Source organism: Nonomuraea sp. H19 (assembly GCF_052068215.1).
Taxonomy (GTDB): Bacteria; Actinomycetota; Actinomycetes; order Streptosporangiales; family Streptosporangiaceae; genus Nonomuraea.
The window spans coordinates 317,572-336,200 of the sequence record NZ_JBQHCV010000007.1 but is presented as its reverse complement, the minus strand read 5'-3'; the positions used below and the strand labels follow the sequence as shown (position 1 = coordinate 336,200).

Annotated in this window: 17 protein-coding genes; 6 read left to right on the top strand and 11 right to left on the bottom strand. The window is 70.7% G+C overall.

The annotated features are described in order from the left end of the window. Positions 1–17: 17 nt before the first annotated feature. From ACTMTI_RS17955 to thrS, 3 genes are all read right to left on the bottom strand, one after another. Entirely contained in the window at positions 18–968 is a 951-nt protein-coding gene (locus ACTMTI_RS17955) for a TAXI family TRAP transporter solute-binding subunit (RefSeq protein WP_441121516.1), read from the bottom strand. Further along, complete coding sequence (locus ACTMTI_RS17950; protein ID WP_441121515.1) at positions 965–2,998, bottom strand: TRAP transporter permease; 2,034 nt, start codon at positions 2,996–2,998, stop codon at positions 965–967. The genes ACTMTI_RS17955 and ACTMTI_RS17950 overlap by 4 nt, the downstream gene beginning before the upstream one ends. 87 nt (positions 2,999–3,085) lie before the next feature. Then, positions 3,086–4,261, bottom strand: a complete 1,176-nt coding sequence (gene thrS / locus ACTMTI_RS17945) for a threonine--tRNA ligase (RefSeq protein ID WP_441121514.1) — start codon at positions 4,259–4,261, stop codon at positions 3,086–3,088. 195 nt (positions 4,262–4,456) lie between these two features. Here thrS and ACTMTI_RS17940 point away from each other — a divergent pair, with 195 nt between their 5' ends. After that, positions 4,457–5,428: a response regulator transcription factor gene (locus ACTMTI_RS17940; protein ID WP_441121513.1), complete on the top strand. Its 972-nt coding sequence runs from the start codon at positions 4,457–4,459 to the stop codon at positions 5,426–5,428. Here ACTMTI_RS17940 and ACTMTI_RS17935 read toward each other — a convergent pair. Beyond that, entirely contained in the window at positions 5,425–5,877 is a 453-nt protein-coding gene (locus ACTMTI_RS17935; protein WP_441121512.1) for an ATP-binding protein, read from the bottom strand. The two genes, ACTMTI_RS17940 and ACTMTI_RS17935, sit on opposite strands and share 4 nt — an antisense overlap. Before the next feature lie 209 nt (positions 5,878–6,086). Between ACTMTI_RS17935 and ACTMTI_RS17930 the strand changes: the two genes are divergently transcribed. Beyond that, the gene (locus ACTMTI_RS17930) at positions 6,087–6,554 is read left to right on the top strand and encodes an adenylyltransferase/cytidyltransferase family protein (protein WP_441121511.1); all 468 of its coding nucleotides are present in this window, start codon (positions 6,087–6,089) and stop codon (positions 6,552–6,554) included. Between the two features lie 817 nt (positions 6,555–7,371). On the opposite strand, the gene ACTMTI_RS17925 is transcribed toward ACTMTI_RS17930, so the two are convergent. After that, on the bottom strand, positions 7,372–8,298 hold the full coding sequence (locus ACTMTI_RS17925) for an LLM class flavin-dependent oxidoreductase (RefSeq protein ID WP_441121510.1): 927 nt from the start codon (positions 8,296–8,298) through the stop codon (positions 7,372–7,374). 451 nt (positions 8,299–8,749) lie between these two features. Between ACTMTI_RS17925 and ACTMTI_RS17920 the strand changes: the two genes are divergently transcribed. The 3 genes from ACTMTI_RS17920 to ACTMTI_RS17910 all read left to right on the top strand — a co-directional run bounded on the left by ACTMTI_RS17920 (position 8,750) and on the right by ACTMTI_RS17910 (position 12,965). Beyond that, positions 8,750–11,383 (top strand): DUF7825 domain-containing protein, encoded by a 2,634-nt coding sequence (locus ACTMTI_RS17920; protein WP_441121509.1) that lies wholly within the window; start codon positions 8,750–8,752, stop codon positions 11,381–11,383. 208 nt (positions 11,384–11,591) lie between these two features. Continuing rightward, positions 11,592–12,179, top strand: coding sequence for a hypothetical protein (locus ACTMTI_RS17915; RefSeq protein WP_441121508.1), 588 nt, complete (start codon positions 11,592–11,594; stop codon positions 12,177–12,179). Between the two features lie 42 nt (positions 12,180–12,221). Then, positions 12,222–12,965, top strand: coding sequence for a DUF427 domain-containing protein (locus tag ACTMTI_RS17910; protein WP_441121507.1), 744 nt, complete (start codon positions 12,222–12,224; stop codon positions 12,963–12,965). A gap of 349 nt (positions 12,966–13,314) precedes the next feature. Here ACTMTI_RS17910 and ACTMTI_RS17905 read toward each other — a convergent pair whose 3' ends face one another. The 6 genes from ACTMTI_RS17905 to ACTMTI_RS17880 form a co-directional block, all read right to left on the bottom strand. Beyond that, positions 13,315–13,785: an SRPBCC family protein gene (locus tag ACTMTI_RS17905; protein ID WP_441121506.1), complete on the bottom strand. Its 471-nt coding sequence runs from the start codon at positions 13,783–13,785 to the stop codon at positions 13,315–13,317. Further along, positions 13,782–14,375, bottom strand: coding sequence for a TIGR03086 family metal-binding protein (locus ACTMTI_RS17900; protein WP_441121505.1), 594 nt, complete (start codon positions 14,373–14,375; stop codon positions 13,782–13,784). Before ACTMTI_RS17900 ends, ACTMTI_RS17905 begins: the two co-directional genes overlap by 4 nt. Further along, complete coding sequence (locus ACTMTI_RS17895; protein WP_441121503.1) at positions 14,368–14,697, bottom strand: ArsR/SmtB family transcription factor; 330 nt, start codon at positions 14,695–14,697, stop codon at positions 14,368–14,370. Before ACTMTI_RS17895 ends, ACTMTI_RS17900 begins: the two co-directional genes overlap by 8 nt. Before the next feature lie 101 nt (positions 14,698–14,798). Further along, complete coding sequence (locus ACTMTI_RS17890; protein WP_441121502.1) at positions 14,799–15,116, bottom strand: hypothetical protein; 318 nt, start codon at positions 15,114–15,116, stop codon at positions 14,799–14,801. A gap of 487 nt (positions 15,117–15,603) precedes the next feature. Continuing rightward, positions 15,604–16,203, bottom strand: coding sequence for a TIGR03086 family metal-binding protein (locus ACTMTI_RS17885; RefSeq protein WP_441121501.1), 600 nt, complete (start codon positions 16,201–16,203; stop codon positions 15,604–15,606). A 73-nt stretch (positions 16,204–16,276) separates the two neighbouring features. Next, positions 16,277–16,942: a TetR family transcriptional regulator gene (locus ACTMTI_RS17880; RefSeq protein WP_441121500.1), complete on the bottom strand. Its 666-nt coding sequence runs from the start codon at positions 16,940–16,942 to the stop codon at positions 16,277–16,279. Between the two features lie 95 nt (positions 16,943–17,037). Here ACTMTI_RS17880 and ACTMTI_RS17875 point away from each other — a divergent pair, with 95 nt between their 5' ends. Further along, positions 17,038–18,621, top strand: coding sequence for an FAD-dependent monooxygenase (locus tag ACTMTI_RS17875; RefSeq protein ID WP_441121499.1), 1,584 nt, complete (start codon positions 17,038–17,040; stop codon positions 18,619–18,621). Positions 18,622–18,629: the final 8 nt, after the last annotated feature.

The following is an 18,629-nucleotide window of genomic DNA, read 5'->3' as shown; positions in this document are numbered from 1 at the left end:
CGCCAGGAGCAGCCTGGTCAGGCCTTTTCCTTGAAGTAGCGGGCGGCGCCCGGGTGCAGCTGGACCGGGGCCACCTGCTGGCCCAGCGTGAGGTCGAGCTTCTTGGCCTCCGGGTGCACGGCCGACAGCTCGGCCTTCTTCTCGAACAGGGTCTTGGTGATGTCGTAGGCGAGCTGCTCGCTCATCTTGTCCGGCACCAGGAGCACGTTGGCGATGCCGACGGTCTTGACCGTGCCGCTCAGCTTGTAGGTGGACAGGTCGACGTCGAGGCCCACGTACTGCTCGCCGTACGTGGTGCGCATCTTCTCCAGCACGTCGGAGGTGTCGAGCAGCTTCATGTCCGGCTTGCTCGTGGCCAGGTCGGTGATGCCCGCGGTGGGCAGCCCGCCGACCCAGAAGAACGCCTCGATCGTGCCGTCCTTGACGGCCTGCACCGACTCGTTGATCGACAGCTGCTGCTTGGTGATGTCGGTGTCGGGGTTCAGGCCCGCCGCCTCCAGCATGCGCCGCGCCACGACCTGGGTGCCGGAGTTGGCCGGGCCGAGCGAGACGCTCTTGCCCTTCAGGTCGGCCACCTTGGTCGCGGTGACGCCCGGTGCGACCACGACGTGCGTGTAGTTGTCGTAGATCCGGGCGATCGCCTTGATCGGCTGCGGGGCGGTGAAGGTGTCCTTGCCGTTGACCGCGTCGGCCGCGGTGTCGACCTGGGAGAAGCCGATGTCGGCCTTGCCGCTGGCCAGCAGCTTGATGTTCTCGACGGAGGCCGAGGTGACCGACGCGTTGGCCCGGGTGTTGGGGATGCTGGCCGACAGCTGCTTGGCCAAGCCGCCGCCGTACACGTAGTAGACGCCCGTCGTACCGCCCGTGGCGATCGACAGCCGGTTGCCCGAGCCGCCACCGCTCCCGCCACCGCCGCAGCCCGCCGCGGTCAGGACGGCTGCGGCGACTATCGCAAAGATCCGCTTCACGCTGGGTCCCTTCTCCTTCTTCTGACGAGATGCACGGCGGCGGCCACGGCCAGCACGGCCAGGCCGGCGACGATGGGTACGGGTTCGAGGAACAGCAGCAGCACCGCGGCCACCGCCGCCAGCACCCGCTCGGCCGGGCCGCTCAGCCCGCCCGTGGCCATGGCGAGGGCCGCCACGGCGACGGCCGAGACCGCGGTCATCAGCAGCACGGTGCCGATCGGCCCCTGCCCGAGCAGGGCCTGCCCGTTCGGGGTCAGCACGAAGGCGAACGGCACGAGGAACGCAGGCAGCGTGTAGCGCCAGGTCATCATCATCGTCTTGTACGTGTTGCCGCCGGTGATCGCCGCCGCCGCGACCGACGACAGCGCCGTGGGCGGGCTCACCTCCGACAGCACCGCGTAGTAGAAGATGAACATGTACGCCTCGGGCTTGGTGACGCCCAGCTTGAACATCGCCGGGCCGATGATCACCGCGGCGATGATGAAGCTCGCGGTCACCGGCACGGCCAGGCCCAGCACCATGACCGCGATGGCGGACAGGGCCGTCGTGAGGACGAGGCTGCCCGCGCCCATGTCCACGATGATGTCGGCCAGGCTCTGTCCGAGCCCGGTCAGCGTGATCGCACCCACGATGATGCCTGCCGCCGCGCACACCGCGGTCACCGGCAGCACCTCCAGCGTCCCCTTGGCCAGCGCCTGCCCGACGTGCTTCGGGGTCATCCGGTGCCGCGGGTCGAGGAACGACAGCGCGAACGCGACCGCCGTCGCGATCACCACGGCCTGGAACGCCGACCGGTCCAGCGCCATGAGCACGATGATGAGGATGAGCGAGCTGAAGTGGTAGCCGAAGCGCAGCAGCAGCCGACCGGCTTTGGGGGCGTCCACCGGCACGGCGTGGGTGCCGAAGCGGCGTGAGTCGATCTCGATGGCCAGGAAGATGCCCAGGTAGTACAGGAGCGTCGGGATCGTCGCGTACAGCAGCACTTCGAGGTAGCTGACCTGGATGTATTCGGCGATGATGAACGCCGCCGCGCCCAGCGTGGGCGGGGACAGGATCGCGCCGATGCCGCCGGCGGCCAGGATGCCGCCCGCGGGCTCTCTCGGGTAGCCGGCCCGCCGCAGCACCGGCCAGGCCACGCTGCCGAGGCTCACCGTGGTGGCCACGCCCGACCCGGACACGGTGCCGAGCAGGAATCCGGCCGTGGTGACGGTACGGCCGGGCGCGGCGCGGGACTTGCGGAAGGCGGCGAAGCTCAGGTCGATGAAGAACCGGCTGGCGCCCGAGTAGTCCAGCACGGCGCCGTAGATCGTGAACAGGATGATGTAGCTCGCGGCCACCTGCATCGGCACGCCGAAGAAGCCCTCGGTGCCGGTGTAGAGCTGCGACACGATCTGCCCGAGGTCGAACCCGCGATGCCCGATCGTCCAATCAATCGGCAGATATGCCCCGTAGTAGGCATAAATCAGGAACAGTATGCAAATGATGGTCAACGACCATCCGACGGTACGCCGTACCGCCTCCAGCAGCAGCACCGTCAGCACGAGCCCGGCCACGATGTCCAGGTCCGTCAGCGCGGAGCCCGAGCCGCGGACCCGGATCCCTTCCATGTCGAACAGCGGGTAGACCAGCACGGCCAGCGCGGCGGCGGCAAGCAGCCAGTCGGCGACGGTCGGCCGTTCGGCGCTGCGCGTCCCCTTCGGATGCGCCACCGCCCTGGACACCCCGGCCAGCGGGTCATCCTCTCCGCCGGCCTCCGGCGTGGGGGCGGGCTCGCGCCTGAGCCGCCGGCGCACCAGCGACGACATCCCTGAGCGGTAGCACAGGAAGACCAGCGGCAGCGCCACCGCCAGGAACGTCATCCGGTGCTGGAGAGCCTCGACCGGCCGGAACACCACCACCAGCGAATAGGCCGACAGCAGCCCGCCCACGATCCACACGCCCAGCCTGAGCGCCCCGCCGAGTTGCCGCGCCGGGCGTTCCTGCTCGTGGGCGGAGACCAGTTCGGCCTCACGATCACTCAGCTCGGTCAAGACATCCTCCCCGACACCGCGTTGCAGGGACTTTACGAGCCGGTTACCTGGTGTGGGAAGACTCTGTTATCTGATTGATCTCCTTACTCAGAACAAAGGCCGCGAATCCGCCGCCAGCCGGTCGATGGGCACCTCGCCCGCCTGGCTGCCGTCGCGCAGCCGTACCGCCGCCTGACCGCTCGCCACCTCGCGCGGCCCCACCACGAGTTGGTACGGCACCAGCCGATGCGCCCTGATCCTGGCGCCGAGGCTGCCCCGGCCGGCGGCCGCCAGCTCCGCCCGCAGCCCGGCGGCCAGGCAGCGGCGCAGCAGGTCCTCGGCGGCGGGCAGCTCGGCGTCCGACAGCGGCAGCACCACCGCCTGGACGGGCGCCAGCCACGCGGGGAACGCGCCGCCGTGCACCTCGATGAGGTGCGCGACCAGGCGTTCCATGCTGCCGACGACGCTGCGGTGCACCATGACGGGCCGGTGGCCGCCGACGTAGCTCAGGTCGAAGCGTTCGGGCTGGAAGTAGTCCACCTGGACAGTGCAGAGGGAGCTCTCGCGGCCGGCCGGGTCGGTGACCTGGACGTCGATCTTCGGCCCGTAGAAGGCGCCCTCGCCGCGCTCCTCGTCGTAGTCCTGGCCGCGCTCCTTCAGCGCCTCGCGCAGGACGGCCTCCGAGCGCGCCCACATGGCGGGGTCGTCGACGAACTTGTCGCCGTCGCCGCGCAGCGACAGGCGGTAGCGCGCGGCCCTGATGCCGAGCTGCGCGTGCGCGGCCTCGATCAGGTCGAGCGCGGCCGAGACCTCGGCGGCGGCCTGCTCGGGCGGGCAGAACACGTGGCCGTCGTTGAGCTGGATGGAGCGCACCCTGGTCAGGCCGCCCAGGACGCCGGACAGTTCGGCGCGGTACTGCCCCCCCAGCTCGGCCAGGCGCAGCGGCAGCTCGCGGTGGCTGCGCCGGCGGGAGCGGTAGATGAGCGCGTGGTGCGGGCACAGGCTGGGGCGCAGCACGAACTCCTCGCCGCCCACGTTCATGGGCGGGAACATGTCCTCCGCGTAGTGCGCCCAGTGTCCTGAGCGCTGGTAGAGCTCCCGTTTGCCCAGCACCGGCGAGTTGACGTGCTGGTAGCCGTTGCGGCGTTCGAGCTCGTGGACGTAGTCCTCGATGGCCTTGCGCAGGGCCGCGCCCGCGGGCAGCCAGTAGGGCAGGCCGGAGCCGATCATCGGGTCGGTGTCGAAGATGCCCAGCTCGCGGCCGAGCTTGCGGTGGTCGTTCATGATCATCCTTTGCGAGAAAGGGCGAACGACCAGCTCCCGGGCGTTCGCCCGGGAAGCATGGAGTCAGCGCGCCGGGACGAGGTCCGGCGTCGTCGTGACGAAAGCGCGCTGCATGCCATCGACCATAGCATTCGAGCGTCTGTGAAAAAAAGCTTCAAGAAGACCCCAAGGATTGGCAAATGATATAAAGGCTGCGTGGCCGAGATCACCCTGGACGTCTGCCAGCTGCAGGCGTTCGCCGAGGTCGGCTACCAGGTGGCGGGCGGCGGGGGCGCGCACGGGGCGATGACGGCGCTGCGCCGGGTGGTCCCGGTCGACGCGTACGAGTTCGTCGCGTTCGACCCCGCCACGGGGCGGCATCACAGCGTCATGTCCGACGGGCATCGGCGCATCGACGGCGACGCCGCCGAGGAATACGCCGGGCTGGACGCGTACCGCACGGCCCTGGCCACCAGGGCGCCGGTGAGCATGCCCCAGCCGGGCACCGAGCGCTACTTCCGCCGGCACCTGGCCCCCTACGGATGGCGGGCCGGGCTGACCGCGCCGCTGTTCCTGAATGAGGGCCGCTACACGGGGCTGCTGCACCTGGCGTCCAGAGAGGCGTTCCCGCGGCGCACCGGCGCGCTCGTGGCGGCGGTGAGCCCGATGCTGGCGCACGTCACCGACCTGACCAGGTGCGTGATCGACCCGGTGGGGCTGCCTGCCGGCTTCCGCGCGGTCGCCTTCGACCGGCTCGGCATCCGGCGCGAGGTTCCCGGCCGCGAGGTCTCGGCCGCGCTGTGGGACGATCCGGCGATGGCCGCGTTCGCCCGGGCGTTCATCGACTCGCGGGAGCTGAGCAGGCACGGCCTCTGGTTCGACGGCCGCGGGCGCTGGCACGAACTGCGGCTGCTGCGGGCGGGCGTCGGGTTCCAGGGCTCGCTGCAGGGCGCCATCGCCGCCGAGCGCCCGTGCTCGCTGCCGTACGACCTGACCGGCAGGGAAGTGGACGTGCTCACGCGGGTGGCGGCCGGCGACTCCAATCCGCAGATCGCCGCCGCGCTGGTGCTCAGCGTCCGCACGGTGACCACGCATCTGGAGCACATCTTCGCCAAGCTGGGCTGCGACAGCCGTACCCGCCTCACCACCAAGGCCCTCGCCGAGGGCCTGTGCCGGCTCGACGTCTAAACGGCCACCCCCGCCGGCACGCCCGCGTGCACCATCTCGAACCAGACCGTCGTCGAGCCGTCCTCGCGGGTGAAGCCCCAGCGGTGGCTGAGCGCCTCGATCAGCGGCAGGCCACGCCCACTGGTGGCCTGCACGCTCGTACGGCACACGCACGGCGGCTCGTCCGACCCGGCGTCCGCCACGTAGACCCGTACCGCCGAGTCGGAGCTCGTCACCGTCACCGTGAACGAGCCGCCCGCCCCTGACCGGGTGTGCAGGACGGCGTTCGTGGCCAGCTCGCTGGTGAGCAGGACCACGTCGTCGTACAGCGGGTGGTCGCGGCCGAGCGCGGCCGTCACGAGCGCCCTGGCCCTGGACACCTGCGAGGCGACCCCCGCCAGCCGGGCCCCCAAAGCGGTGGAACCGGGCGCATCATCCCCATTGACGCGGTCAAAGTCCGGCGGTGCCACGGCGACCTCCCCCATAGTCGGGCCCCATCCTCAGACTGCGTTATGAGACGCGCCGGACATGGTCGGGAGATTATCGCGAAAAGGTAGGAATGCCCTTTCCCAAGGTCGCCTGCGCGGTCGCGGACACCGACCGAGTACGCTGCGATCGGACGAGGCGTCTAGGCCCGTGGGGGAATCGTCGAGGCCCGTGGGGGAGCGGAGGAGGTCGCGTGAGCAGCCTGGAGGCCGTCTGGGTGCAGCCATACGATCGGCCGGGGGCGGCGGTCGTGACCGGAGTCTTCGACATCCTGCACGTGGGACACGTGCGCTATCTGGGCGCGGTGGCGGCCCGCGGGCTGCCGCTCGTCGTCGGGGTCGAGGACGATCCGCGGGTGCGGGCGTGGAAGGGGCCGACCCGGCCGTTCAACCCGGCGGCGGAGCGGGCAGAGGTGCTGGCCGCGCTCCGCTTCGTGGCCGGCGTGTTCATCGTGACGGGGCCGCCCGAGTCGCACGGGCCCGAGGACTACATCGACCTGCTGGTCCCGATGCGGCCGGGGGCGCTGGCGCACACGGCGGGCGATCCGCACGCGGGCGCCCGCGCGACGGCGGCCGCGATCCTCGGGGCCGATTGCTGGGAACTGGAGGCCATCCCGGACCGCTCCACGACCCGGATCGTGAACGCGGCCGGCAAGGGCTGACCCCGCGCCGTCCACCGCATCTCCGCCCCCACCACCCGTCTCGGCACCCGGCGCCGGCCACCACCACCACCACCGCACGCACGCAACCGTCACCGCGACCCGCACGGGGCAATGACCGCTACGGCGATGGCCGCCGCGACACACGCCGCGGCGAATCCGAACGATCCTGCTTCCGCCCAGGCCCGAGGTCGCCGGCGTATGCCACACATTGCAGGTGGGTTGCTCCGACCTCCTCGAGAGGAATCTCGGCTGCGCGAGCGAAGGGCTTTCTCCCGATGAGTGCGCGTTCGGGCTGAACATGAGAGTCAACTGCCTGCGAGACCTCAGAGAGGGCATCTTCCGGAACATCGCGACCTGTGACTCCGGCTGGACTCATTTCCTCAGAGACTGTGGCGGCCCCAAGGGGCTGAGCGCCGACAGCCCTACACCCTGCACGCACGCCGCAAACTGGAACGAGGCCAGCTATTCGATCTGCGAAAAGCAGAGCGACTCCACCGAAATGGTCGGAGTGGACTACGTGAACCCCTCGGACGGCAGCAATGACCCATTGCCGGTCTGCTGGGCGCCCAAGGAGAACAAGCACCCGATGGCCGAAGAAGCCGAACACGCCATCGGCGGAAGGAGCGTTCGCGTCATCCATCACCGCGGCGAAACCCGCTATGAGTCCATGAGATCCCACACCCAGGCCGTCGAGCAGCGCTGCGGGCCCCGGAGGACGGGCTGCCCGACGATGCCCTTCAGCGTCCTGCGACAGCGACGCTTGAGCGGATCAGGGTGCTGCTGCCTGGTCGGAGAGCCTAGTGCCGCGGTCATGACCTCAGGAAGGACGATGATCATGCGGGGATTGGGGCGCTGCCACCTTCTCGGGATGGCTCAGCTGTGCTCTGGCCTCGGCGAGAGCCTCCGCCTGCCGCATCCAGTCCCCGCCGTCAAGACCGAGCCCGACCATGTCGGCTCCGGCCTCGGAGTAGGCCTGGAGGCGTTCTGCCACCTGGGCCGTGCTGCCGGTGACTGGGACGTTGGCTGCTTTCTCCGGCGGCATGCGATGCACCTCCACGAGAATGCGGGTGATGGATTCGATGGCAGCCGGGTTGTCGACGAGGATCGCGTGGCCCCCTACGGAGATCGAAGGGACTGGGCGCTCGAGCTCGTCGGCGATCTCGCGCAGCCGTACCACCTTCTCGGCCAGAGTTGCAGGGCTGATCAGGGAGGGTGCCCAGCCGTCCCCGTAAAGGACGGCGCGGCGCATCGCCGCTTCGGAGTTCCCGCCGATCAGGATCGGCGGGACCGCAGCAGCGGGGCCAAGGGTGATTTCCTCGTCCCCCAGCTTGGTCGGCTCGCCACGGATGAGGCCCGGCAATGCTTGCAGCGCGACGTCGGTCAAGCGTCCCCGCCCGTGCAGCGGCCCTCCGACCGCACGCCAGAACGGCGAGCCCGGGAAACCACCGATCCCGACGCCGAGGACAACGCGGTTGCCCGACAGATGCTGAAGTGTCTGCATCTGCGTGGCGACCCATGCCGAGGGACGCAATGGAAGGCTGAGCACGCCGAACTCGATCCCGATCCTTTCGGTCACGGTTGCGGCCGCGGCCAGAACGAGCGTGGCGTCAAAGCTCGGCGTCCCATCGCCGACGATGAAATCGGCCATGCTCACCGCATCGTAGCCAAGATCCTCAAGGTGCCGCGCCATCGCAATGTCGGGAACGCCGGTCTGCGTCATGGGCAAGGTCGTGCTGATCCGCATCGTGATCCTCCATGAGCGTCTGAACGGGAATGCAGACCACGCTAGAAGCTCAAGCAGTGTTGAGGTCAACTGTCCCAGCTGACAGCCCGCGCTGAGCGAGATACCAGGCACGCCCACCCGTGACGCCGGCTCTATGGTCTTTGAAGGCGGGCTTGGAAGGGGATGAGCCAGCGCCCGCAACCTCCGTACCCGTCAACCGGGCTGCGGGCCTTCTTCTGGAGCTGCTTACGTGTGCCCTACCCGCTCGACATCGACAGCGGGCCCGCCACCGGACCTGCCACCCATCGCTGAGCGTTCCGGCGGGAACCGTCACACTGTCACGGCCTCCCGTTCGGGTGCGGGACGGATTGTCGGAGCCGGCGGTTAGGGTCCGGGCCATGATCGCTTGTTTATGGCGGGCCCGCCGCACCGCGGCGACGGGCCGGGGCGCCTGGTGGAACGAGGTGCCCGCATGAATCCCTGGCAGGAGGTCCTCGACCGCATCGAGGCGGGTGATGACGAGGACCTGGCGAAGTTCCTGGACGGGCTGAGCGACTTGGGCCGGCGGGCGGTCGCCATGCAGCTCCCGGGCCACCTGGCCGAGGAGCTGCGCGGCGGGTTCGAGGCCCGCTGGGAGATCGAGGGCCTGGCACCCGGATACCGGCTGGCGGGGGCGGCCTGCTTCACCGGGGTTCAGCAGGTGGCGGCCTGGTTGAACCGCAGGGAGCTGCGCCGGCTGCGCGACCCCGAGCAGGACGCCAACCGCATTGTGTCCCTGCTGCGGCGCCGCCCCGTGGAGTGGCGCCGTGACCTGGCCGTCCGATTGGTGGACCGGCTGAGGCCGCCGACCGGCAGGACGTGGCGGCGCATGGAGGGCATGCCCGGCTGGGACCTGGCCGCCGCGCTGGTGTCCGAGACGGGCATCGAGCCGCCGGACGGCGACGCCTTCGTCGTCGGGTGGGTCTGGCGACTGGTCCTGCGGCGGCGCAGGGGCGGCCGTGGCCTCGACGGCGATCCACTGCTCGGTCCCCTGCTGCCGCGCCTGTTCCAGGCGCAGGGCGTGGCCGACCCGCTCGCCCTGGACGAGCGCTGGAACACGGGCCTGAGCATTCTCGGCGAGCTGGCCGTGCTGGCCGATGAGGGCCGGGTGCCGCGCGGGACGCTGATCGACGGCTGCGCCGGCCGGTTTCTGACCGGCGGCCCGGCCGAGGAGATCGCCCCGTTCGTACGGTTCTGGCGGCTGCTGCGGCCGGAGCCGGAGGAGATCCCGGTCCTCGACTTCGTCCGCCTGCTGCCGTCAGCCGCGCCGCCGCTGGCGCAGCTCGCGCTGGAGGAGCTGCAGCGGGCCGAGGCCGCGGGGCTGCTGGACGACGAGCTGTTCGCCGAGGCCGTGGGGTCGCTGGCGTACCGGCCGGAGAGGAAGCTCCTCCAGTCCGCCGTGCAGTGGCTGGCGCGGACGCCCGCGCCGAGGAGCGGCGGCGCGGTGTCCGCGCTGGCCATCGTGTTCGACGTAGAGACCCCGGCCCTGCGGGAACGCGCGGTGCGGCTCGCGGTCAAGCTGGCCCCGCACGCGGACGACACCGGCCGGGAGGCGATCCGCGAGGCGGCGGCCCGGCTGCCCGCCGACCTGCGCGAGCGCGTGGCCGCCGCCTACGGCGCGATCGCCCGTGTGGAGCCGGAGCAACCGGTCGCCGCCGTCCTGCACGTGCCCGCGCTGCCCGCTCTCGCGCCGCCGTTCGCCTCGCCCGCCGAGCTGGTCGCTGAGCTGCGGGCGCTGGGCTGGTTCCCAGAGCCGCAGCGGTGCGAGCGCGTCCTGGCCGGGCTCGTCGAGCTGACCCATCGCGACCGCGACGGCATGGCGGCGGCGCTGCGGCCGTGGTGGGAGGAGAGCCGGTCGCAGCCGGGCGACCCCAACGTGTCCGTGTTCGACCGCAGCGGGCACGAACACGGCGTCCCCATTCTGCTGGCCCGCTGCGCGCTGGCGGTCGTGGCGCCCGAGCAGAGCCGGCAGGTGAGCACGTCGCTGGCCCAGACGAGCTTCTACCACGTCTCCAGCGAGTGGCCGCCCCAGCGCCTCGTCCGGCGCCGCCTGGAGGAGGTGATCGCGCTCTTCGAGCGCGGGCAGACGATTCCCGCGCTGCTCGCCACGCCGACCGCGCCCACCGGCCACGTCGACGCCGAGACCTTGGTAGGGCGGATGGAGCGGCTGGGGGAGAGCGAGCCGCTTCCAGCCGACTTCGAGCAGGCGCTGCTGCGGCTGCCCCGGCACATCGATCCCGAGCTGCTCGTACGGGCGGAGAAGCTGCCGTCACAGGCGGGCCGGGCGCTGGCCGCCTGGTTGCGCGACGGCGGGTGGCCCGACCCCGCAGTGGACTGGGAGCTGCACAAGGAGAGCTCGCCCTACGTCTCCCGCAGCTGGTCCCGCCAGCTGCGGCCCAAAGTCGTGCCAGCTGCGGGCCTGCCCGACTGGCTGGCGGAGCTGTGGGTGATCAACCCCCAGTACACCTATCTCTCCTACCCGCGCGACGCCTTGTGGTGGCCGATGATCATGCCCTCGCACCGCGAGATCGTGACCGCCTGGCTCGTGCGCTGCAGGCCCTGGGTGTCCAGCTCCAACGACTTCAGGATGGAGGCCCTGGCGACTCTGGCCCACGGCGAAGGCCCCGTGGGCGCCGCCACCGCGGTCGCGATCGCGGGCGGGCTGGGGCACCGGCGGGACGCGCAGCGGGCGGCGGCCGACGCGGCGCTCACACTGGCCGCACGCGGGCAGTTCCCGGCCGCCGACCTCGGGTGGGCCGTGGCGGAGCTGATCCGGCACGAGCTCGTCGTGCTCAAGAGGATCACTGCCGCGCTCGGCGACCTGACGGCGGCCGGCGCGCACGCCGAGGTGTGGCGGACGCTCGCCGTGGCCCTCCCGCTCCTGCTGCCCGGCCCCGGCGAACGGCCGCGCGCCGGGCTGGGCGAGCTGCTGGGGGTCACCGCGCGGGCGGCTGTGCTCGCGGGCGCGAAAGGCGAGATCTTCGGGCTGGCGGAGATGGCCGCGCGCAAGGGGTCGAGCCTCGTGCTGCACGAGGCGAGACGCCTGTACGAGGCCATCTCCCCGTGACGACATAGCTCATGCCTTCGAGCATGGCGCGGGCCGCCGCCGCGATGCCGCACTTGGCGTACGTCGTCACATACACCCCGGGCGAGCGCCCGCGCCACCGAACTACGGATCACCGGTGGCGGCGCCTACCGGGGGCGCATGGGCCTTCCGCGTGGCGAGGAGGGAGCCTGGGCGGAGAGGGCCGCATGATCGCGTAATCTTTCGTGGCATGACGGCCGACCTGGTGGCGAAACGGGTGACGAATCTGCTGGCACCGCAGGTGCTGGTGATCCTTATGCCGCCGGTGGTCGGCCTGCTCGCGCAAGGGTGGAGCGGGGCCGCCTGGGGCCTGGTGGCGTCGGCGTTCTGCGGCGGCGTGCCGGCCGCGGTGATCGCGGTGGGCGTGCGCTCGGGCCGCCTCGACTCGCACCACATCGTGGACCGCGCCCGCCGCACCCGCCCGCTGCTCGCCGCGGTGGCGGCCGTGCTGGTGGCGCTGGGGCTGCTGGTCGTGATGGGGGCGCCGACGCTGCTCGTGGCCACCGTGACCGCGATGCTGGCGGCGCTGGCCGTGACCGTGCCGATCACGTTGCGCTGGAAGATCTCCTTCCACGCAGCCGTGTCCGCGGGCACGGTCGTGGTGCTCGCCCACGTGCTGCCCGCCTGGCCCACCGCGTTCGCCGGGGCCGCCGTCGTGGCGCTGGTGTGCTGGGCCAGGGTACGCCTGGCGCACCACACCTGGGCCCAGGTGGTCGCCGGAGCGGCGGTCGGCACGCTGACGACGTGGGTCACGCTGGCGGCGTTCGGCCTGGGGTGAGGGCCGTGGAATAGCCGCGCGCCCGCCGGGGTTGCCGCGAACATGGAAGCTGCGAACCGCGGCCGCGTACGCGTCGAGCGCACGGCCAAGCGTGTGAGGACCTACCTCGGCAGCCGGGTGGTGGCCGACACCACCTCCGCCCTGCTGGTGTGGGAAGTCCCCTACTACCCCACCTACTACTTCCCGCTGGAGGACGTGGACGAGTCCGCGCTCAAGGCGACCGGGGCCACCAAGCACTCCCCGAGCAGGGGCGACGGCGTGGTCCACACGGTCACCTCCGGCACCGCGGAGGCCGCCGACGCGGCGCTGGCCTACCCGGACTCGCCGCTTGAGGAGATCCGCGGCCACGTCCGGTTCGAGTGGGACGCCATGGACGCCTGGTTCGAGGAGGACGAGCAGGTCTACTTCCATCCGCGCGACCCGTACACGCGGGTGGACATCCTGCCCAGTTCGCGGCGCGTGCGGGTCGAGGTGGACGGGGTCACCGTGGCCGACTCCCGCAGCGCGCGCATCCTCTTCGAGACGGGGCTGCCGGCCCGCTACTACCTGCCGAAGCCGGACGTACGGCTCGACCTGCTCGAACCCACCGACACCGTCACCCACTGCCCGTACAAGGGGACGGCGGAGTACTGGTCGGTCAACGGCAAGAAGGACCTGGCCTGGTCGTACCGGACGCCGCTGCCGGAGAGCGAGCGGGTCGCCGGGCTGATCGCGTTCTACAACGAGAAGCTCGACATCTACGTGGACGGGGAGCTGCAGGAGCGGCCGAAGTCGAAGTTCTCCTGACCAGCTGGGCTGCCACGTAAACGGCGATAGCATCGAACCGAGCGTGAGCAGGAGCGGGCCGAGGATGGGCTACGAGCCGATGACGCTTTCCGAGCTTGCCATGCGTCTGGTGGCGAGCACCGACGACAAGATCCAATGAAGCTCGTATGGGAGTTCCTGGAGGAGTATCGCTGGGAACCGCCGGACCATGAGTCGTCGTTGCTGCAAGCTGAGCCGCAGCCCGTGGGAGACGAGCGATGGGACGCGCTGCTGGCCGCGCTCGTCTGGGCGCCTGCCGCCTTCCGCAAGCACGGTGTTTACCTTGATGACCTGGTGGTGGACTGGTCGCTGACCTGCATCAGGATGTACGTCATTGGGATAGCACTGCATCTAGTCGGTCAAAGCCCTCGGCCACACCGCGGGCCATGGGGGAGGAGACAACGAGATCGCGGGTGTCCTGCGAATCGAACAGCATTGTGGTGGTCAGCGTCGTCCTGTCGTCCTGTTCGGTGAAGTCGTGGCTGACCAGCGACTCGCCCGGGTACCAATGGTCGTCGAAGGACTCCGTGTAAGCGAGGCGGGCGGGCGGATCGATCTCCCGGTAGACCCCACTGGAGGCCATCGAGGCGCCGTCTGGCCCATCCCAGACTAAGCGCCACGCGCCGCCGACACGGAGATCGACCTTGGCCACGACCGGGTTCCAGCCGTGCGCGCCGTACCACTTGACCAGCAGCGAGGGCTTGGTCCAGGCGTCGAAGACCAGATGGCGAGGGGCGCTGAAGACCCGCAGCATCACCACAGTCCGGTCGGACGGCGTCAGGACGGTGACCCCAGCCGTCATACGGACCACCGCGGATCGCGGCCGATGAAGCCGAGCAGCCGGTCCTGCGGCGGGGCGTCCTCCTCGATCCGCACCTCCGGGCCGAACACCTCCACGCCTGGACCGAACGCACCGGGCGTGCGGTACTTCTCCAGCAGGTCCACCGGCAGCGCGGTGATGGCCGACCAGTGGTATTCCACATCGGCGGGGTCCATCGTGTCGTCCTGGCCGGTGGCTCGGGCGAGGTCCCATCCGTGCAGCGGAAGATCGGCGCTTGGGACCTTGTCGATGTGCTCCTCGGCCGTCATTCTGCCGGTGGGCGTTTCACACTCAAGGCTCGCCAGCGAAGGGTCGTCCAGGATCGCCTCGACGTCGGCCCGCGCGGAACTGAACGCGGCGACCGGATCCTCGTCCACGGACGGCGCGGCGCTGAGCGTGCGGTCAAGCTGGCGCAGTATCACGCCGTGCATGTCGATGATGTGCTGCACCACATCCCGGGCAGTCCACTTCTCGCACGGGGATGGGTTGTTCCATTGATCGGGGCGTATGGCCGCGACCTTGCGATCAAAGGCGTCTGCGCGCCGCCGGTAGCGGTCGGCGATCTCACCCATCGTTGGCCTCTTCATCCTTGAGTTTGTCCAGTAGTTCGTCGAGATTCTGGTACCGGTCCTCCCAGAACCGGCTATAGCCCTCCAGCCAGTCGGTGGCGGCCTTGAGCGGACCCGCCTGGAGTCGGCAGGGTCGCCGTTGCGCATCCCGGCCCCGGGAGACGAGCCCGGCGCGTTCGAGCACCCTGAGGTGCTTGGAGATCGCCGGCTGGCTCATGTTGAACGGGCGGGCGAGCTCTGTCACGGTGGCCTCGCCAGACCTGAGCCGGGCGAGGATCGCCCGCCGCGTCGGATCGGCGAGGGCGGCGAAGGTGTCGTCGAGCATACTCATCCATAACCTTGAAGTTCAATAACCACCTGGTTTCATACTGCACTGGCGGGCTCGGCGTCAATCAGCACTCGTGCGGCGGCCGAAGGTTGTGACCTTTATGGTTCTGCCGTCGGCGTGCGTCGCTGGTCGTGACAGGTTCGGGCGCGGTGTTGGTGTTGTCGTCGCCAGGTTGACCAGCGGATTCGGTACCAGAGGTCGCGGACCGGCTGGGCGATGAGGTGGTTGAAGAGGTGGTGGATTTCGCTGCAGGTCAGCGCGATCAGCCCCGCGGGTGCTGGGTTGGCGGCGCGTTCAGTGACCAGCACCCGCTCTCGCAAGCGATCGCTGATCTTCTTTCGCTGATGCAGCGGAAGCGAGCACAGGATGAAGGAGCCTCGCGCGAAGCTGGGATGCCGGGTCAAGATCGTGGACATGCTGCACAGTCCCACCGGTACCCGGACCGTCGGAGAGTTGCTGATGGGGCAGCGCGGGACCGTGGTGGATGTCCTGCGTGGCGGCACCCTGGCACTGGTTCAACTGGATGCCGACTGGGCCGATCTGCCCGGGGGAGTACGGCGCTGGCCGGTCCAGTGGGACAACCTGCTCATCTACTCGGTAGAGAGCGGAACGGACGCCCCGGCCGATGATTACCGCCTTGGGCTGTCAGGCGCGGGCCGCGAAGCGATACGGCACGCGGTACCAGCCGACACCGAGAACAGCCTGTGCGGAGAGAAGGTGTATCCGTTGCCCATCTGCGGCGGGTCTCTTTCCTTCTCTCGCACGGCCACACGCGCATGTGCTACCTGCGTCCAACTCGTGATGGAAACGGACCGGGCCGTGACATCGCCCTCTCAGGAGGAGGGTCCAGCTCGCTTGGTGGGGCAGCAGGCCGAGCCCGACCGCCCCGCCCGTGATGCCGCGTCAGGATGCGGTCCAGTGGGGGTCGCGGCCGAGGTAGCGCAGGAGCGCCGCCACCTCGTCGTCGCTCGCCTCCGGCTCCAGCGCGGCGGCGTACGCGCCCCAGGCGCGCAGCGGCTCGACGATCTCCCTGGCGACCTGCAGCAGGGGTGTGGCCAGTTCGGGCGTGAGGGGTGACGCCTGGCCCGTGGCGACGGCGATGTCCCAGGCGTGCACGGCGGCGTCGAGCGCGCACGCCGTGGAGCCGGACCACGGGGACATCTTGTGCGGCGGCACCGGCGTCGCGACCTCGGCGGCCTCCGGGTCGACGCCCGCCCACGCCTTGGCCGAGCGCGCCAGGGCGTCCTCCAGGAACGCCGACGAATCTCCCTCCAGCACTCCGGACGGGTCGAACGGGTTGAACGCGGGGCCGGGCTCGCCGGTCAGCGCCGCGGCGAAGCCGATCTGGTCGCCGGCCGCGTGCTGGAGGACCTTGGTGACACTCCAGCCCGCGCAGGGCGTGGGCAGGTCCCAGCCGTCGGCGGGAACGCCGCTGACGGCCTTGCGCAGCGCCTCGTGTGCGGCGTCCAGAACGTCCCAGCCGCTGGTGGTCGTGTCGCTCATCGGTGAGCCCCCTTTCGTGGAGAGCTTCAGTTTAGCAGAACGGAATGCTTTGTTCCACTAGCTGGCGGCGGCCTTATCCGGCCCGTATGCCGGCCGCCTTGGCGATCAGGCCTCTCATCAGCAGATCCAATGCGTGCTCGAAATCCGCCGCCGGGTCCACGCCCCGCCGCGTCCCGCGTAGCAACCTGCTGAAGTGCGGCAGCGCCACGGGATCCATCTCGCGGATGTACGCGCCGACCTGCCGGCCGCCCGCATGCACTCCCGGGTCGCCGGTGAAGCCGCCCGTGGACTGCAGCAGCGTGCCGAAAACCAGGCCGTTGACCGCGCCCAGTGCCCGCCACGTGCCCACGTCGTCGAACCCGGCCTCGAACAACGCGCCGACCAGGGCGTCGAGCGGCTCCAGCGCACGTGCGGACGTCGGGTTGGACTGGTCGGTGACCAGTGCGAGCGGCACCACCGGATGCCGGCTGAACGCCCGGTACATGCTCAGCGCCAGCTCGCGGACCCGCTCGTGCCACGGCAGCGCCGGGTCCGGCCGCTCTATCTCGCTGAACACTCGCTCCGCGATGCCGTTGAGGAGGTCCGCCTTGTTCGAGACGTGGTTGTAGAGCGACATCGCCTCCACGCCGAGAGCCTTTGCCAGCCGCCGCATGGAAAGACCCTCCAGGCCCTCCTCGCCGGCCAGCGCCAGGGCCGCGTCCAAGACCTTCTCCCTGTTCAGCGGCTCGCGCCTGGCCATCCAGTGCTCCTTCCTGCCCTTCCCGATTGACAAAGCTTACGGTGTATGTCCCATACTTACGACGTAAGCGTACGGCGTAAGTATGGAGGTGCCCGATGGAAGCTGACGTGATCATCGTGGGCGGCGGGCCGGTCGGGCTGCTGCTGGCGTGCGAGCTCAAGCTGGCGGGGGCGGACCCGCTGGTCCTCGAGGCGGCCGGCGGCGAGGAACGCCGGACGCGCAGCCTCGGGCTGCGCTCGCTCAACGCGCGCAGCATGCAGTCCCTGGCCCTGCGCGGTCTCGCGGAGCCCTTGGCGCAGGAGCAGTGGGCGATGCTCGATGAGCTGGCCGGCCGGCGCGAGCCCGGTGGGTCAGACATGGTGGCCCTGATGATCGAGCTGCTGGGCAAGGGGCTGATGAGAGGGCACTTCAGCGGGCTGCCGCTGCTGGACGAGGCCGGGAACGCCGAATACCTCCTGCTCAAGCAGCACCGGCTGGAGAGCGTTCTCGCCGAGCGGGCCGCCGGGATGGGGGTTGCGGTTCGGCAGGAGTGCGAGGTGGTGGACGTCGCTCAGGACGCCTCGGGTGTCGTGGCCACGCTCGCCGACGGGCGGGCCGTACGCGGCGCCTACCTGGTGGGGTGCGACGGCGGGCGGAGCGTGGTGCGCAAGCGGTCGGGGTTCGCCTTCGACGGCACGCCGCCGACCATGACCGGGCGGACCGCCGTGGCCGAGCTGGCCGACCCGGGAGCGATCGCGTCGTCGCTGCGCAGCCCCGGTGGGCTGGTCAACCTGTCGCTGGTCCCTGGTGAGATCGCCACGGTCGAGTTCGACGGCGGGCCCGACCAGCGGGACGGGCCGATGACGGCCGGGGAACTGCAGGCCGGCCTGCGGCGGGTCACCGGCCTCGACGTGGTCGTCAAGCGCGTGGAGACCGGGATCCGGTACAGCGACAACACGCGGCACGCGGAGACGTACCGGAAGGGGCGGGTGCTGCTGGCGGGGGACGCGGCGCACGTGCACTCGCCCATCGGCGGGCAGGGGCTCAACCTGGGGCTGCAGGACGCGTTCAACCTGGGATGGAAACTGGCCCTCGTCGCCCGGGGGCGCGCGCCCGAGGGGCTGCTCGACACCTACACCGCCGAGCGGCATCCGGTGGCGGCCAGGGTGCTGCGGAACACGCGGGCGCAGGTCGCGCTGATGCGGCCGGGAGCGCAGGTGGACGCGCTGCGCGAGGTGCTGTCGGAGGTGCTGGAGCTGCCGGAGGCGTGGCGGCACTTCGCCGGGATGGCCGACGGCACGGACGTGGACTACGCGCCGGGCTCGGCCGTCTCGCTCGTCGGGCGGTTCGCGCCGCCGCTGGAGCCGCATGAGCCGGGCGGAACGGCTCCCGCGCTCGCCGAGCTGCTGCGGGACGGGCGCGGGCTCCTGGTGGGTCCGGCGGCCCCGGACGACGCGGCGGTGGCGGGCCATCGCGATCGCGTGCGTCTGGCCCGTTCCGCCGCGCTCGTCACCTCCCGGGCGACCGCGCCCGCCGCCGCGCCCGCCGCCGGCACCGCCGCCGCGCCCGGGGACGCGGCCGGGGACGTGCGCCTGGTGCTGGTGCGGCCCGACGGCTACGTCGCGTGGGCGGGCGAGCGTGACGGGGTCGGTGAGGCGCTCGCCACGTGGTTCGGCCCATCGGCGCGCGCGACAGGATGACGCCCGTC

Bases quoted from the DNA above. Each gene is read 5' to 3' on its own strand.
- ACTMTI_RS17875 (WP_441121499.1), top strand. From the start codon at position 17,038: ATGGAAGCTGACGTGATCATCGTGGGCGGCGGGCCGGTCGGGCTGCTG.
- ACTMTI_RS17880 (WP_441121500.1), bottom strand. From the start codon at position 16,942: ATGGCCAGGCGCGAGCCGCTGAACAGGGAGAAGGTCTTGGACGCGGCC.
- ACTMTI_RS17905 (WP_441121506.1), bottom strand. From the start codon at position 13,785: ATGACGGCTGGGGTCACCGTCCTGACGCCGTCCGACCGGACTGTGGTG.
- ACTMTI_RS17925 (WP_441121510.1), bottom strand. From the start codon at position 8,298: ATGCGGATCAGCACGACCTTGCCCATGACGCAGACCGGCGTTCCCGAC.
- ACTMTI_RS17900 (WP_441121505.1), bottom strand. From the start codon at position 14,375: ATGGGTGAGATCGCCGACCGCTACCGGCGGCGCGCAGACGCCTTTGAT.
- thrS (WP_441121514.1), bottom strand. From the start codon at position 4,261: ATGAACGACCACCGCAAGCTCGGCCGCGAGCTGGGCATCTTCGACACC.
- ACTMTI_RS17915 (WP_441121508.1), top strand. From the start codon at position 11,592: ATGACGGCCGACCTGGTGGCGAAACGGGTGACGAATCTGCTGGCACCG.
- ACTMTI_RS17910 (WP_441121507.1), top strand. From the start codon at position 12,222: ATGGAAGCTGCGAACCGCGGCCGCGTACGCGTCGAGCGCACGGCCAAG.
- ACTMTI_RS17885 (WP_441121501.1), bottom strand. From the start codon at position 16,203: ATGAGCGACACGACCACCAGCGGCTGGGACGTTCTGGACGCCGCACAC.
- ACTMTI_RS17895 (WP_441121503.1), bottom strand. From the start codon at position 14,697: ATGCTCGACGACACCTTCGCCGCCCTCGCCGATCCGACGCGGCGGGCG.
- ACTMTI_RS17890 (WP_441121502.1), bottom strand. From the start codon at position 15,116: ATGTCCACGATCTTGACCCGGCATCCCAGCTTCGCGCGAGGCTCCTTC.
- ACTMTI_RS17920 (WP_441121509.1), top strand. From the start codon at position 8,750: ATGAATCCCTGGCAGGAGGTCCTCGACCGCATCGAGGCGGGTGATGAC.